This is a genomic window from Shewanella abyssi (genome assembly GCF_023284025.1).
GTDB classification, from domain to species: Bacteria; Pseudomonadota; Gammaproteobacteria; order Enterobacterales; family Shewanellaceae; genus Shewanella; species Shewanella abyssi.
In genome coordinates this window covers 15,293-29,667 of sequence record NZ_JAKIKR010000015.1, presented here as the reverse complement: position 1 = coordinate 29,667, position 14,375 = coordinate 15,293, and the positions used below count along the sequence as shown (strand labels likewise).

Sequence of the window (14,375 nt, the reverse complement as noted above, 5' to 3'; positions counted from 1 at the left end):
TGATGCAAGGCGACAAAGCGATGACAAGTAAAACAATTATTCACCACTTTTATTATGCCGCTAAGTTTTCTTCTTTCTCAAAAGCGGCTAGTTTTTTGAAAGTTTCGCAGCCAAGCGTGAGTAAAGAGATAGAGCAACTTGAAAAAGAGATTGGAGCTAAGCTTTTCGTGAGAGGGAATAGAGGTGTTAAGTTGACAGAGCTAGGAAGTAGCCTATATCAAAACGCTGAAGCGGTAGTTATGGCCACGAACACTTTTTATTCAGCTCTAACAAGAGTCAACAACAAAGAGGTCATCAAAATAGCGACCCAACCAAGACTCTATGAGAAATATCTGGCCCCAAAGCTCACACACGAATTTATCGAAGAACACTTCATCCAGATCCACACTGGTGAGTTAGCAACGGTGAAGGGATGGATGGATACCGGCGCTGTAGATTTGGTCATTACAGAAGGTATCTTCGATAACCACCCCATATTCGATTACATCGTCGAGATTGATAACCTCAAGTTCTTCTGGGCTAAGAAGGCAGGAATAGAAATGGCCAAGCCAGTGCCCACTTTTGCCCATTCTGCAGTATGGGATCATTGGCACGACCTAAGTAAATGCCTCTACAACAACCCTGACTACAAAAAGATAATGGTGATAGATACACCAGACTTTTCAAGCCGCTTGATAGAAAGAGGAATGGGGATAGGGCTGTTACCTGAGCAGATGATACTGAACAACCCGAATATTGAAAAATGCCAAGGGCCATCTACGGGAAATATTGATGGACCTATTGCTATCTACATAAAATCTGAGCGTAAGGCTGATTTATTATCTGCCGGGATAACTGAAAGAATACTAGAGTAATCCATTGAAGCTTACATTATCGCAAACGCTATTTCAGGGTTAACAACATATCAAGATGCGGAATGCCATCTTCCAAATACATTTCAGATACCGGCTCAAAACCCAATTTCTGATAAAAACCTTTTAGATGTTCCTGCCCGCCTAACTGAATATTATGCTTGGGCCATTTTCTTACTGAAATTGAGATCGCTTTTTGCATCAAGGTATGGGCAACTCCGCCACCTCTTGCAGCCTCAGAGACAATGACTCTGCCAATACTCACGTCGGGATAACTGACGCCAGGCGCAAGTACGCGCGCGTAAGCTTGAATTGTACCCTGCTCGTCAACCCCAAGTAAGTGCTGGGTTTGGCTTTGTCGGTCCTTATTATCAAGCTCTGGATAGGGACAGTTTTGTTCCACCACAAACACATCTACTCTTAACTTGAGTAGCTCATATAACTCATCCAGTGTGAGTTCCGAAAAAGCTAGCGATTTCCACAACAAAAGTCTCTCTCCATAACAACGAGTCAGAGCAGCAGTCTAGCACTTCAAATAGACAAATACAGGCGAATCTTATCCTACAAATTATATCGCTTAGTTTGCTGCCATTGTCACCGGTTTACGAATTGAAAGCACCGCTACAACAGCGACCATGAGCAATCCTGACATGATAAAAAACACATCGTTGTAAGCTTGAATCGACGCTTGCTTGGCCATTGTTTGCCCCAGTAGCGCCGATGCTTGTAGACTTGCGGTTACAGGGTCAGAACCTGCTGCTTGCAACATATTTGCCGATGCCGCCAAATAATCATTCGCCATGGAACTTACCGCGGGTAACGTCTCTTTAATATGGGCTAAATGACCACGGCTCAAGTTATCAGTTAGGGTCGCCACTAACGCGATGCCGACAGCGCCACCCAGATTACGCATGACATTAAGCACCGTTGAGGCTGACGCATTCTCCTCTTTGCGTATATGTGCAGTGGCCAGCATACCGATTGGTACCATAATAAACGGCTGACCAATCGCCCTGACCACCATAGACGCTATCATCTGTGGGCCGGCAAAATCGGCTGTCATGTGGCAGTTCATGTAATAGCTAACGCCAAACATGAAGAAGCCAAATCCAGCAAGGTAACGGTTATCAAAGCGCTGCATTAATTTAGGCATGAAAGGTAAAATAAGCAGCTGTGGGAATCCCATCCACATGAGTACCTCGCCAATCTCCATCGAGTTATAATCTTGCACTTGTGACAGGTACAAGGGCACCATGTAAATCGATGAAAACAGCGCCAATCCCAGCAGAAAATAAGCCAGCGTCGACAGGGCGAAATCACGCTGTGCCAGCAACCTTAGGTTTACCAAAGGATTAGTCTTTTTAAGCTGAAGATAGACAAAAATAACGATATTAACCGCGGATATGAGCGCCAGATTACGAATAAGATCAGAACCAAACCAGTCTTTACGGTTACCCTCTTCTAGCACGACTTCTAAACACCCCATACCAAGTGCCATAGTGATAATGCTGCTCACATCAACGTTTTTGAGTTCAGGCCAGTTAATGGGCTTTTTGACTAAGCCGTAAGCCAGCATTGACATCACAACCAACCCTGGCGGCACATTGATGTAGAAAAGATAATGCCAGCTAAACTCCGCCGTTAACCAACCTCCGAGTGTCGGGCCAATTGAAGGCGCAAATGTGGCGGTCACACCGAACAACGCCATGCCCACAGCACGCTTATCATCGGGGAGATATTCAAGAATCAACCTGAACGCCATAGGGATCAGTGCACCGCCAAAGAACCCCTGCATCGCTCTAAAAGCGATCATCGATTCTAAATTCCATGCGATTGAACATAGTAGGGAAGCAACAATAAATATGGCGCTATTCCACAGCATATAGCGTCTAATATCGAGGCCTTTACTGAGCCAGCCAGAAAGTGGGATAGCGATCATCTCTGCGACTAGATAAGCCGTCGCAATCCATGAGCCCTCCTCCAATGTTGCCCCTAAACCACCCAGGATCTCTTTCATCGACGCATTGGTAATTTGGATATCCAAAATGGCCATGAACGCACCAATGAGTCCGCCAAATACCGCGATCCAAGCACGGCGGCTGCCACGTTCCACCTGCTCAACGTTGGCGTTTACGCTCAATGGTGTAGCGTCCATGGTGGACATTATGGATTAGCCTTGTTTAAGGCTACAGCAGTACTGAGGCTTGCACCTGATATGTCGACTTTAACGAATGCACTCAATCCTGGGACAATTCTGATCTGCTGTATATCTACAGAACTTGCGCCTTCAAGGCGAATTCTCACCGGAATACGCTGCACAATCTTGGTGAAATTACCGGTCGCATTTTCAGCGGGTAACAGACTAAATTTAGCCCCAGACGCGGGCGCGAGACTATCGATAACACCAATGAATGACTCACCAGAAAATGCATCTAATTCAACCAACACACTTTGCCCTGGCACCATATGCGCTATCTGTGTTTCCTTAAAGTTTGCCGTGATCCACACCGCGTTGTCGGGCACCAAGCTATAAATAGCTTGCCCTGGTTGTACATATTGACCTTGCAACGCGCCACGCTTGCCAATAACACCGCTAAAAGGCGCCGTTATTTGGGTGTCCGCCAGCTGAATTTTTGCCAATGCCAGCCCAGCTTTTGCCTGCTCAACACTGGAATCGGCCTCAATCAGCTGTGAGTTAAACACCGCAAGCTCACGTTGCTTGGCGACCAAGGCGGCAGCGGCTTCATCTAAATGCGCCTCTGCTGACTGGTAACCCGCTTGTGCTTCATCAACGGTGTCTTGTGAGCTGTAATTTTTGACTTTTAACTGAGTGGCTCGATTAAGCTGCTGCGATGAACGCAGTCTTTCCGCCTCGGCAGCGGCAACGCCCGCTGTCGCCTGAGTGATAAGTGCTCGCTGTAGATCAACTTGCGCCGCTAAGGTTTGTAGATCGGCTCTCGCACTGGCAAGCATGGCGTCATTTTGCGCCACTTTAGCCTGATACTGATTATCTTCCAGCTGTGCTAACAACTGTCCCTTATTTACATGCTGATTATCAGTGACAAAAGTCGCGGTGACATAGCCTGGAACCTTAACGCTAATATTGGAGATATCAGCTTCAACGTAGGCGTTATCTGTTGATTCAAAATTGCGCACATGATTCCACCAGTAGTCGCCACCAGCAAATACGCTCAGGAGCAGCAGTGGAATGACAATAAACATTCTATTTTTGGACATAGTTGGCTCCCCAATCATTGGATCCTTGATTAATGAGACACATTTTACTACTGTCACAACATATTTATTAGATAGTTAAAATATTACCCACTGTTTCACAGGTGTAACAATCATGAGTTTAAACAAATGGATCTAAATAGAGTGCAAATGTTTGCTCAGGTCGTTGAGCAAGGGAGTTTTACTAAGGCAGCTAAAGTCTTGGGCATCACTAAAGCAACGGTGAGCCGAAAAATTGCCGAGCTGGAGGCTGACGCAGGTGTACAACTATTATTTAGAACCACAAGAGCACTAAAGCTCACTGAGGCGGGGGCAAACTACTATCACAGAGTGCACCGTATTCTCGCCGATCTGCAAAATGCAGAAGATCAACTCAGTGCCAGTCAGGAGACTATTACTGGTCATCTAAAAATCATCTGTCCTATCGAATTGGGGCAACTTTACTTTGGCCGAGTACTGGCTAAATTCCTCAGCGCTTACCCGCAGATCACAATTGAAGCCGAACTGACAAATCGTAAAGTGGATGTGATCGCCGAAGGCATCGATATCTTATTTCAGGTCACTGAGAAACCGAATGAGACACTGCAGACTTATGCCCTGCTAAGCACGCAAAAAGTGCTGATGGCAAGTCCTGATTATCTTAAGCAAAATGGTACACCGCAGATCCCAGAAGACCTCAGCCAACACCAGTGCATACTGCTATCAACGCCATATGTTGATAACAGCTGGTCCCTTTTTAATGGTGAAAAATGGTTAACTGTCGAACCACAATCAAGACTCGAGACCAACAACATCACCTTGGTGCGTGAAGCCGCTATTGAGGGCTTAGGTATTGCCACAGTTCCCATAATGATAGGAAGTGAAGCAATAAAGAACGGTTCATTAGTCGCTGTTCTCCAAGACTACCCCATGAAGCAAAGCGTCATCACAATGAGCATGCCACTGCGTGTTTATCTACCGAGAAAGTACCGTGTATTTACTGAATTTCTTTATCAAAACTTGTTTGAAGAATGGCGAGACTTAATCATTGAGGTGCCTGATTATATTCAACGACCTGGTGAACCAGAGTAACTGGTAGCCTTCAGGGTCTTTAATCACACAAAACTGGCAAGCCGACATTTCACTTGGACCTTCAATCACTTCTCTATATTTCGCTAGATTAAAGATAGCATGCAACAGCGCATAATCCGCACATGCAACATATTTGCTAATGCACTAAAATCAATCAACGACTTACCTCACTATTGGAAGCTCGCTATGTCTACTTTTGTTCAATTCCCCGATGAGTCGGAAGATCAGCGTCTACTGCTTAAATCGGTATTAATCAGTGAAAACCATCTCGCCTCTTCAGCGATAAAAACCGTCGCATGGGCCGCAGCGCTAGCGTGTAGAGACAAGGATGTCGTTAAACAAGTGCAATTCATCGTGGGTGACCTTAGCCCCGAAGCCAAGCGTGAAATACAATACGCCGTTAGCCGTATGTCAGTAACCAACCCCTACTTCTTTAGTAGGCAGTTTGTTGATGTCCATGCCGGAGGCAATTTAGAATCTCTTAAATTTAGGCCTTTTGCGGATATTGCCATCGACAATGAAGTCGATTACCACTATGCCTGCATAGCGGTGTCGATGATTAATGGCGGCTACGCCTGCTTTAAAAGTCATACCATGAGCTTAAAGACCCTAGGACAAAGTGACGCCGCAATTGATCAAGCCATGAGAATAACCGCCGCGGTTTTGGCTGCTCGTCAGGTACATTTCAACAACCAAGTACTGTTTCAAGGCTAAAGCAAGCCTAAGCTGACGACGAATCACGCTGATTTATGGGGCCTGTTTAGTATTTTTAAAGACCTACGACTGATTTGTGTAAATAAAGCTGCTAACATTGCTGGCAATTTTTAAAGCTTAGTGAGAAGAATCAAGATGGGCAGAGCATACCAAAACAAGAAAGAATCCATGGCGAAAACCGCTGGGCAGAAAACAAAAATCTATTCTAGATACGGAAAAGAGCTCTACGTTTGTGCTAAAAATGGTGGTTTCGATCCTGAAGGTAACTTAGCGTTACGCCAAATGATCTCCAAGGCTAAGAAAGATCAAGTTCCAGCTCACGTTATTGAGCGTGCGATTGAGAAAGCGCGTGGCGGTGGCGGTGAAGATTATGAATCTGCACGTTACGAAGGTTTTGGTCCTGGTGGCTGTATGGTCATTGCAGATTGCCTAACCGATAACGGTAAGCGTACGTTTACTCAAGTGCGTCAAGCATTCGTTAAGAACCACGCCAAACTAGGTGGTCCAGGTACTGCTGGCCACATGTTTGATCATCAAGCTGTATTCGTGTTTGCTGGCGACGATGAAGATGCCATTCTTGAAATGCTTATTATGGCTGACGTTGATGTTACTGACGTTGAGCTTGATGACGGCATGATCAGCGTTTACGCACCCCATACTGAATTCTTTAAAGTTAAAACCGCATTAATGGCTGAACTGCCTGCTGATACCGATTATGTTATGGAAGAGATTACTTTCGTACCGCAGACCATGACAAAAATCACCGATGCAGAAGAGATTGAGCAGTTTGAGCAGTTCTATGCAGCGCTTGAAGATTGTGATGATGTGCAAAACATCTACCACAATGCCGAACTACCTGAAGAAGCATAATTGAGTCGCTTCAGGCTGTAGATTTAAAAGGCACTCAATGAGTGCCTTTTTTGTTTTTACAAACTTCAGTCGACCAAGAAACGACTCTTTAACGCTTCATTGGGCATTAAACACAATTCTCTTTTACCAAACATTCGATAACGCCGTTTAGCCAGCTGATTGTAGAGTCCATCTCGAAGGGCCTTGGGTAAATATCTAATAAAACGCAGCCACGACCAAGCACCATCCAGTGATGTTGCTATTTCAATCGCGGCGTCACTTCTTAAATAACATTGATCAGCCTTTATTAATATCACACTATTTTGCGCCTGGTCATTAACGCCATGTTCGCTCAAATAAGCTTGCGCTATTTTTGATTGAAAAGGTGCAAATACAAAGTAGCCGCGGCGATCATGCTTAATGATAAAATTGACCGTACCGTGGCACAGATTACAGACTCCATCAAAGATGACTAAAGCATGATGCTGCGATTTTTGTTGCTGTTGTGCCAATTCAAATAACCACTACTGCGCAGCTAGCCGCGCTTTCTCTAAACTGACAAGATAATTAGCAATATCCATCACCTGCTCAGCAGATTTTGCCGACTTATTAAGCACTAAATAGCGGCCATTAACGACGATACTTGGAGTGCCTTCAATTTTAGCTTGAGACATCAACTCCATGGCATTCTGCAGTTTACGCTCCACCTCGGGAGATGATATTTTCTGAGAGAACTCAGCGCGACTCAAGCCATATAGACTCAAAAATTCGCCCAGTTTGGCTTGTTGCTGCTCCAAGCTTGGTACTTTACGCAGAGCCATTATTTCCGGGAAGAGTCCGGCATGAACCTTGTCTTTCTGCTGCATACCTTGGCCAATATAAAATACTTTAGCGTAGAGTTTCATCGGCTCGTTCCAGACGGCAGGGATCTGCACTAGTTCAACGCCTTCAGGTATATTTTGCTGCCAGTGATGCAGAGGCTTTTCAAACAACTCGCAATGGGGGCAGCTGTATGCAAAAAATTCCATTACCGAGACCTTCTGGCTCTGATTCGAAACAGGCGTAGCTAGCGCCTTATAATGTACCCCTTCAACATAATTTCCATCGGCCTCAATAGAGCTGTTATCACTGCAACCACTCATTACTAAAGCAAAAAGCAGTAGGGCTAGTCGTTTTTTCATATATGTCCTTCCATTGGCGAAGCAGCAAATTAAGTGATGCTGAGATAAGGTTAAAAGCAAAATGCCTTATAGTGTTATAGAGCATTAACCATTCGAATAAAAATAAAAAGGCACTCAATGAGTACCTTTATCTATTCTTTTAGTTGTGCTTTGGCTATATATATATATACCCATCCTACTTGAAGATGGGTATATATCGACTTACGAGCAGCAATCTCTACGCCACCAGTTCTTAGGCAGCATGTCTAAGAATACCTTAGACATCAATATTGCCAGCACGATACCTGAAGTATACACAATGGCCGACGGCAACAAGTTATGCTGCTCGCCAATCTGCGGCATAACCACAAAGCCAAAGGTTTCCACCAAATAATTGACGATAACACCTGAGACCAAAGCCACGCCCAATACACCGCCCAAGTAACCAAATAACGCGCGTTTACCAAGCTCTTTTGTGACCACGCCTAAGGTGGCAATGTTGGTGGCTGGGCCAGCTAACATAAAGACCAATACTGCACCGGGTGAAACACCAGCCAGTAGTAAACCCGCTGCGATAGGTGTTGATGCTGTGGCGCAGATATACATTGGCACAGAGATAAGCACCATCACTAGCATAGCTAGAATGCCATCACCCCACTTTGCCATAAAGTCACCAGGTACATAAGTTTGTACCAAGGCAGCAAAGAACAAGCCGACTAATAGCCACACGGTAGTATCACGCACTAAATCGGTTGCCGCGAAATGTAAGCCTTTACCGATACGGCTAATAACTGAAGTACCTTTTAATTCGGTTGCAATATCCTTTGTCGACTCGCAGCAGCTTTCAGCTTCAGCAGCAGAGTCAGGCGACTTTGAGCTGCAACATGATGCCGCTGCAGTTGTAATTGCCGCTGCTTTTTTACTACTACAGCAGCTCGATTGCTTAGGTTCTGCCGCTTGCTCTAGATCCAAAGGTGCAGCATTCAGCGGCGCTGTATTCGCTGTCATTGGCATCGCCATAACGCTGCTATCAGCAATTGGTTTCATCGTTACCGTGGCTTTCTTCTCACTTGCACAGCATGAGCTAACAGTCGCTTTAGGCTCTGCAGTCTTGCTACTGCAACATGATGAGCTCTCTGCAGGCTTAGCTTGCGCCGCCACAGGCTGGCCATCATCGTCATCACGTCCGACTAATAAGCCTGCCACTATCGCGCTAGTCACCGCCGCAATTGGTCTCACGATTGCCATGAACGGGCCAAGCAACACATAAGAGACGGTTACTGAGTCAACACCCGTTTCTGGCGTCGAGACTAAAAAGGATGTGGTCGCCGCCTTTGATGCACCGCTACGACGCAAACCAACAGCCGCAGGAATAACCCCGCATGAACATAAAGGCAAAGGCGCACCGAGTACGGCCGCTTTAACAACGGTTTTAAAACCATGGCCACCCAGCTGTTTTTGCATCCAAACCATAGGCACGAACATCTTCAGCATGCCAGCTAATAATAAACCCAGTAACAGCCAGGGAGCCGAGTCTAGAAAAAGGTCGATAAAATTGCTTAATAACATAACTACTTCTCTTGTGAATTCTTAGTTGCTGACTTGTCTTGGCACGTTTTAGTAAACTGCACATCGTCATGAGTGTGGCCGTGCTCATGTGAATCACCTTCACAGCGAATGTTTTCAGTGCTCGACTCTAACGCTTCTAAAATGGAGCAATGTTCTGCACTTTCAGGCCCGCCGCAACAAGCTTGAGAAAGCCGCTGTAAAGAGAGTTGAAAGTGGTTGAGCTCGGCTATCTTTGCCTCTACATTAGCCAGCTTATCGTCAACCAAGCCTTTAACGTCAGCGCAAGCCCAGTTGGACTTGTCTAACTCAATCGAAAGCAGTTCTACAATTTCTGCGAGGGTAAAACCCACCGCTTTAGCACGTAAAATAAAGCGTAAGCGCTCGGCATCGACTTCGGTATAGATACGATAGCCCGAATCTGTTCTTGATGAAGGCGATAGCAATCCATGTTTCTCGTAGAACCTTAACGTATCCGTTTTGACCTCACACAATTGTGCCAGTTCACCAATTCGATACATCACTTTCTCCTTTATCTAAACCCAATGCATTGCCAAATATCATCAGTACAATATTGCTCAATAGCCAAAGTATAAACCTTGGAGTTGTATCCAAGGTCAAGGCTTATTCTGAACAAAAAAATCGATCCATGCTTGTTCTGTTTACCGTATTGTGAAATCGCGCAGAAAAAAACACCGTCAAGGATAAAACTGCGTTAAAATACGCGCGCCGTGGCGGGAGAGTATAAAAATTGAGGGACTTTTGGAAAGCAGTGTAAACGTTAATAAACTTAATACTGTTCTGTTTTCCGAAAGATCCTTAAAAATAACTACTGGACCCTATACCTACAATGAATAATGCCAGACCTATTCGTCGCGCGCTGTTAAGCGTTTCAGATAAAACCGGAATCTTAGAGTTTGCACAAGCGCTGCATGCTCAAGGTGTTGAGCTACTCTCTACGGGTGGCACTGCCCGCCTGTTGGCAGATAATGGTGTGCCAGTCATTGAAGTATCGGATTATACTGGTCACCCAGAGATCATGGATGGCCGTGTCAAAACTTTGCACCCTAAAGTGCATGGTGGCATTTTGGCACGCCGCGGTATAGATGAGCTTGTAATGGAGCAAAACAACATCAACCCTATCGACTTGGTTGCGGTTAACTTATATCCATTTGCAGAAACCGTCGCAAAAGAGGGTTGCACCTTAGCTGACGCTGTCGAGAATATCGATATTGGCGGCCCAACAATGGTTCGCTCAACCGCTAAAAACCACAAAGATACTACCATCGTTGTTAATGCGAGCGACTACGGCCGTGTTATTGCTGAAATGAACGCAAATAATGGCAGTACCACACTGGAAACTCGTTTCGACCTCGCGATTGCTGCTTTTGAGCATACAGCGGCATACGACGGCATGATCGCCAACTACTTCGGCACCAAAGTTCCTGCCCATAGCAAAGACGAGTGTCATGCAGACTCTAAGTTCCCACGCACTTACAATACTCAATTAGTGAAAAAGCAAGATCTGCGTTATGGCGAAAACAGCCATCAAACAGCGGCTTTTTACGTTGATACCAATATAGATGAAGCGTCGGTTGCAACAGCGGTTCAGTTGCAAGGCAAAGCATTGTCTTATAACAACATCGCCGATACTGACTCAGCACTTGAGTGTGTTAAAGAATTCAGTGAGCCAGCTTGCGTAATAGTGAAGCATGCTAACCCTTGTGGTGTAGCGATTGGCGAAAACCTGCTTGAAGCTTATAACCGCGCATTCCAAACCGATCCTACCTCAGCGTTTGGTGGCATCATCGCCTTTAACGGCGAGCTAGATGCGGCGACAGCAGCGGCGATTGTTGAGCGCCAATTTGTTGAAGTGATCATAGCGCCTTCAGTTAGCCAAGCTGCACGCGACATTGTTGCAGCAAAAGTTAACGTGCGCGTACTTGAATGCGGACAATGGGCTAGCAAGACTAAGAGCCTTGATTACAAACGCGTTAACGGTGGCTTATTGCTACAAGATCGCGACCAAGGCATGGTTGAAATGGATGACGTTAAAGTGGTTTCAAAACGTCAACCGACAGCTAGCGAGATGAAAGATCTTATGTTCTGCTGGAAAGTGGCGAAGTTTGTTAAATCAAACGCGATTGTTTACGCCAAGAACAGCATGACGATTGGTGTTGGAGCAGGCCAGATGAGCCGAGTTTATAGCGCTAAAGTCGCTGGCATAAAAGCGGCTGACGAAGGCTTAGAGGTGCAAGATTCAGTGATGGCATCTGATGCCTTCTTCCCCTTCCGTGACGGTATTGATGCAGCTGCAGCAGCTGGCATTAGCTGTATCATCCAGCCAGGTGGCTCTATTCGTGACCAAGAGATCATCAATGCGGCAGATGAGCACGGCATGGCAATGGTATTTACCGGCATGCGTCACTTCCGTCATTAATTTATAAGAAGGTTCTAGGTCCTAGGCTCAATGTTAGAGGTTCTAGGTTTTAGGATCTAGGTCCTAGGTCCTAGGTCCTAGGATCTAGGATCTAGGCGCTAGAGTTTCCAACAAAATTAATTTTTAACGTTTAGAGCAAGCACCTTTTTTCTAGGTCAAAGAAAGCACGCGCACTTTTGTTGGTAAGAATATGCCAATACACGAGCATGCTTGACACAGAGATAGGGGGAATGGCGCAGCTATAAAAGGTAAAAAAATGAAAGTATTAGTTATAGGCGGCGGCGGTCGTGAACATGCATTGGCATGGAAGGCGGCGCAATCTGCACAAGTTGACACCGTGTTTGTCGCTCCTGGCAATGCCGGCACAACATTAGAGCCAAAATTAGAGAACGTGGCGATCAATGTTGAAGATATCTCTGCACTGGTGGCTTTTGCTGCCGAGCAAAAAGTGGCGATTACCATTGTAGGCCCTGAAGTGCCGCTGGCATTGGGCCTTGTGGATGCGTTCAATGAAGCTGGCTTACCGATTTTTGGTCCGACTCAAGGTGCGGCGCAACTGGAATCTTCTAAAGCGTTCACTAAAGACTTTTTAGCCCGTCATAATATTCCAACGGCGGCTTACTCAAACTTTACCGATATTGCTCCAGCTAAGGCTTATGTAACAGAGTTAACGGCGACGACGGGTTACCCTGTCGTGATTAAAGCTGATGGCTTAGCGGCAGGTAAAGGCGTCATTATTGCGCAAGACCAAGCACAAGCAAATGCTGCCATTGAAGATATGCTTGCTGGAAACCTATTTGGTGAAGCGGGTTCTCGCGTCGTGGTTGAAGAGTTCTTAACAGGCGAAGAGGCTAGCTTCATCGTGATGGTTGATGGCAAGAACATTCTTGCTATGGCTACCAGCCAAGACCATAAAGCCCGTGATAATGGCGATCATGGCCCGAATACTGGCGGTATGGGTGCATATTCACCTGCGCCTGTAGTGACTCAAGCTGTTCACGATTGGACTATTGCTAACGTTATCCGTCCAACGGTCGATGGCATGGCTGCAGAGGGCAATGTTTATACTGGCTTCCTTTATGCTGGTTTGATGATCTCTCCCGATGGCAGCGCAAAGGTACTTGAGTACAACTGTCGTTTTGGCGACCCTGAAACTCAACCTATCATGATGCGTCTGCAATCAGATTTGGTAGAGCTTTGCTTAGCATCGACTCGCGGCGAACTCGATCAAGTGACTGCCGAGTTTGATTCTCGTGCCGCTGTCGGCGTTGTCTTAGCCGCAGGCGGATATCCAGAAGCTTACCGCAAGCATGATGTGATTGACGGCCTAAGCTTAGGCGATAATGATGCCAAAGTATTCCATGCCGGCACTAGCATGAAAGATGGCAAGGTAGTGACCAATGGCGGCCGTGTGTTATGCGCCACAGCACTGGGTAATACCGTGACGGAAGCGCAGGCATCTGCATACCAACTGGTTGACGCTATCCATTGGGATGATGTGTATTTCCGCACCGATATTGCTTACCGCGCCATTGCCAGAGAAAACAGCTAACGCTAAAGACCTCGAAATAGTAAAGCCCAGTTTTCACTGGGCTTTTTAATGCCTAATTAACACTGAACAGCAGTAGAGATACATTGCTGGATAAGCTAGCGGCCTGAGGCAATTGCTTTACGAGCAATGTAGTCGATAAGGCCAGGGGCTATTATCTTAAAGAAACGCCCAATCCGACCTCTAAAGGAGGTGATCAACAGTCGTTTCCGTTGTGCTATAGCGGGTAACATTAACTGTGCACATCGGTCAGCCGTCATGATTTTAGACTCTTGCATTGGCGTGTCGCCTAACGGCTTGCCTTGAGCATCTAAAGCGCGTTTATGGGTTTGGGTAACGACAAAATCTGGGCATATCACCGTCACTGCCACATTATCATCACTAAGCTCAATACGTAGAGAATCAAAGAAACCTATCACCGCATGTTTAGAGGCGGCATAACCGCTGCGCGTAGGTACGCCTGTCATCCCAGTAATGGAAGCTACCGCAACAATCTGCCCCTGCGTCTTTTTTAAATGGGGGATGGCGGCATGGCTAAGGTAGGCTGGAGCAAGGTAATTTAGCTGCATTATCTTTGATAGTACGCTTAAGTCACTGAGCTCATCGAAGCGCGACCACATCGTCATTCCAGCATTATTGATTAAAATGTCTAAACGACCAAAGCGTGCTATGCATACCTCAATTAAACCTTGGCATTGTGGCTGCTGCGCTAAGTCTGCAGCAAAGACTAAAGGAGGCTGGCCTAAGGCCGTTATTTCCGACGCTAAAGAAGTTAGTCGTTGCTGATTACGGGCACTAATCACTAGCTGACAACCTAAGGGCGCCAGCGCGATAGCTAACGCTCGACCAATGCCTTCTGAAGCGCCAGTAACAATAATGACCTTATCTTTGAAGCTAACCATATTTGACCTACATTTATTGAGATAATGCCAAACTCACAT

At 46.0% G+C, this 14,375-nt stretch carries 14 protein-coding genes; 6 read left to right on the top strand and 8 right to left on the bottom strand.

Annotated features, from left to right (window positions below):
• Positions 1-20: 20 nt before the first annotated feature.
• Positions 21-854 carry a LysR family transcriptional regulator gene (locus tag L2755_RS08710; protein ID WP_248980297.1) on the top strand — a complete coding sequence of 278 codons (834 nt, stop codon included), beginning with the start codon at positions 21-23 and terminating at the stop codon, positions 852-854.
• A 28-nt stretch (positions 855-882) separates the two neighbouring features.
• Here the strand turns inward: L2755_RS08710 and L2755_RS08705 are convergent, their stop codons facing one another.
• The 3 genes from L2755_RS08705 to L2755_RS08695 form a co-directional block, all read right to left on the bottom strand.
• The gene (locus L2755_RS08705; protein ID WP_248980296.1) at positions 883-1,338 is read right to left on the bottom strand and encodes a GNAT family N-acetyltransferase; all 456 of its coding nucleotides are present in this window, start codon (positions 1,336-1,338) and stop codon (positions 883-885) included.
• A gap of 90 nt (positions 1,339-1,428) precedes the next feature.
• Positions 1,429-3,015, bottom strand: coding sequence for a DHA2 family efflux MFS transporter permease subunit (locus tag L2755_RS08700; RefSeq protein ID WP_248980295.1), 1,587 nt, complete (start codon positions 3,013-3,015; stop codon positions 1,429-1,431).
• Positions 3,015-4,088 carry an HlyD family secretion protein gene (locus L2755_RS08695; protein WP_248980294.1) on the bottom strand — a complete coding sequence of 358 codons (1,074 nt, stop codon included), beginning with the start codon at positions 4,086-4,088 and terminating at the stop codon, positions 3,015-3,017. The genes L2755_RS08700 and L2755_RS08695 overlap by 1 nt, the downstream gene beginning before the upstream one ends.
• Positions 4,089-4,214: 126 nt before the next feature.
• Here L2755_RS08695 and L2755_RS08690 point away from each other — a divergent pair, with 126 nt between their 5' ends.
• The 3 genes from L2755_RS08690 to L2755_RS08680 all read left to right on the top strand — a co-directional run bounded on the left by L2755_RS08690 (position 4,215) and on the right by L2755_RS08680 (position 6,740).
• Entirely contained in the window at positions 4,215-5,156 is a 942-nt protein-coding gene (locus L2755_RS08690) for a LysR family transcriptional regulator (RefSeq protein ID WP_248980293.1), read from the top strand.
• A 186-nt stretch (positions 5,157-5,342) separates the two neighbouring features.
• Positions 5,343-5,870, top strand: coding sequence for a carboxymuconolactone decarboxylase family protein (locus L2755_RS08685; RefSeq protein ID WP_248980292.1), 528 nt, complete (start codon positions 5,343-5,345; stop codon positions 5,868-5,870).
• Positions 5,871-6,005: 135 nt separating this feature from the next.
• A complete protein-coding gene (locus L2755_RS08680; RefSeq protein WP_248980291.1) occupies positions 6,006-6,740 on the top strand; it encodes a YebC/PmpR family DNA-binding transcriptional regulator in 735 nt (244 codons plus the stop codon).
• A 65-nt stretch (positions 6,741-6,805) separates the two neighbouring features.
• On the opposite strand, the gene L2755_RS08675 is transcribed toward L2755_RS08680, so the two are convergent.
• From L2755_RS08675 to zntR, 4 genes are all read right to left on the bottom strand, one after another.
• A complete protein-coding gene (locus L2755_RS08675) occupies positions 6,806-7,231 on the bottom strand; it encodes a thiol-disulfide oxidoreductase DCC family protein (RefSeq protein WP_248980290.1) in 426 nt (141 codons plus the stop codon).
• A gap of 12 nt (positions 7,232-7,243) precedes the next feature.
• Positions 7,244-7,900: a thiol:disulfide interchange protein DsbA/DsbL gene (locus L2755_RS08670; RefSeq protein WP_248980289.1), complete on the bottom strand. Its 657-nt coding sequence runs from the start codon at positions 7,898-7,900 to the stop codon at positions 7,244-7,246.
• Positions 7,901-8,101: 201 nt separating this feature from the next.
• Positions 8,102-9,448, bottom strand: a complete 1,347-nt coding sequence (locus L2755_RS08665) for an SO_0444 family Cu/Zn efflux transporter (RefSeq protein ID WP_248980288.1) — start codon at positions 9,446-9,448, stop codon at positions 8,102-8,104.
• A gap of 2 nt (positions 9,449-9,450) precedes the next feature.
• A complete protein-coding gene (zntR, locus tag L2755_RS08660; RefSeq protein WP_248980287.1) occupies positions 9,451-9,966 on the bottom strand; it encodes a Zn(2+)-responsive transcriptional regulator in 516 nt (171 codons plus the stop codon).
• 329 nt (positions 9,967-10,295) lie between these two features.
• Between zntR and purH the strand changes: the two genes are divergently transcribed.
• Both purH and purD read left to right on the top strand, forming a co-directional pair.
• Entirely contained in the window at positions 10,296-11,885 is a 1,590-nt protein-coding gene (gene purH, locus L2755_RS08655) for a bifunctional phosphoribosylaminoimidazolecarboxamide formyltransferase/IMP cyclohydrolase (protein WP_248980286.1), read from the top strand.
• A 256-nt stretch (positions 11,886-12,141) separates the two neighbouring features.
• Positions 12,142-13,437 (top strand): phosphoribosylamine--glycine ligase, encoded by a 1,296-nt coding sequence (gene purD / locus L2755_RS08650; protein ID WP_248980285.1) that lies wholly within the window; start codon positions 12,142-12,144, stop codon positions 13,435-13,437.
• A 95-nt stretch (positions 13,438-13,532) separates the two neighbouring features.
• Here purD and L2755_RS08645 read toward each other — a convergent pair whose 3' ends face one another.
• On the bottom strand, positions 13,533-14,336 hold the full coding sequence (locus L2755_RS08645) for an SDR family oxidoreductase (RefSeq protein ID WP_248980284.1): 804 nt from the start codon (positions 14,334-14,336) through the stop codon (positions 13,533-13,535).
• Positions 14,337-14,375: the final 39 nt, after the last annotated feature.

Bases quoted from the DNA above. Each gene is read 5' to 3' on its own strand.
- L2755_RS08680 (WP_248980291.1), top strand. From the start codon at position 6,006: ATGGGCAGAGCATACCAAAACAAGAAAGAATCCATGGCGAAAACCGCT.
- L2755_RS08710 (WP_248980297.1), top strand. From the start codon at position 21: ATGACAAGTAAAACAATTATTCACCACTTTTATTATGCCGCTAAGTTT.
- zntR (WP_248980287.1), bottom strand. From the start codon at position 9,966: ATGTATCGAATTGGTGAACTGGCACAATTGTGTGAGGTCAAAACGGAT.
- L2755_RS08670 (WP_248980289.1), bottom strand. From the start codon at position 7,900: ATGAAAAAACGACTAGCCCTACTGCTTTTTGCTTTAGTAATGAGTGGT.
- L2755_RS08695 (WP_248980294.1), bottom strand. From the start codon at position 4,088: ATGTCCAAAAATAGAATGTTTATTGTCATTCCACTGCTGCTCCTGAGC.
- L2755_RS08665 (WP_248980288.1), bottom strand. From the start codon at position 9,448: ATGTTATTAAGCAATTTTATCGACCTTTTTCTAGACTCGGCTCCCTGG.
- L2755_RS08700 (WP_248980295.1), bottom strand. From the start codon at position 3,015: ATGTCCACCATGGACGCTACACCATTGAGCGTAAACGCCAACGTTGAG.
- L2755_RS08690 (WP_248980293.1), top strand. From the start codon at position 4,215: ATGGATCTAAATAGAGTGCAAATGTTTGCTCAGGTCGTTGAGCAAGGG.
- purD (WP_248980285.1), top strand. From the start codon at position 12,142: ATGAAAGTATTAGTTATAGGCGGCGGCGGTCGTGAACATGCATTGGCA.
- purH (WP_248980286.1), top strand. From the start codon at position 10,296: ATGAATAATGCCAGACCTATTCGTCGCGCGCTGTTAAGCGTTTCAGAT.
- L2755_RS08685 (WP_248980292.1), top strand. From the start codon at position 5,343: ATGTCTACTTTTGTTCAATTCCCCGATGAGTCGGAAGATCAGCGTCTA.
- L2755_RS08645 (WP_248980284.1), bottom strand. From the start codon at position 14,336: ATGGTTAGCTTCAAAGATAAGGTCATTATTGTTACTGGCGCTTCAGAA.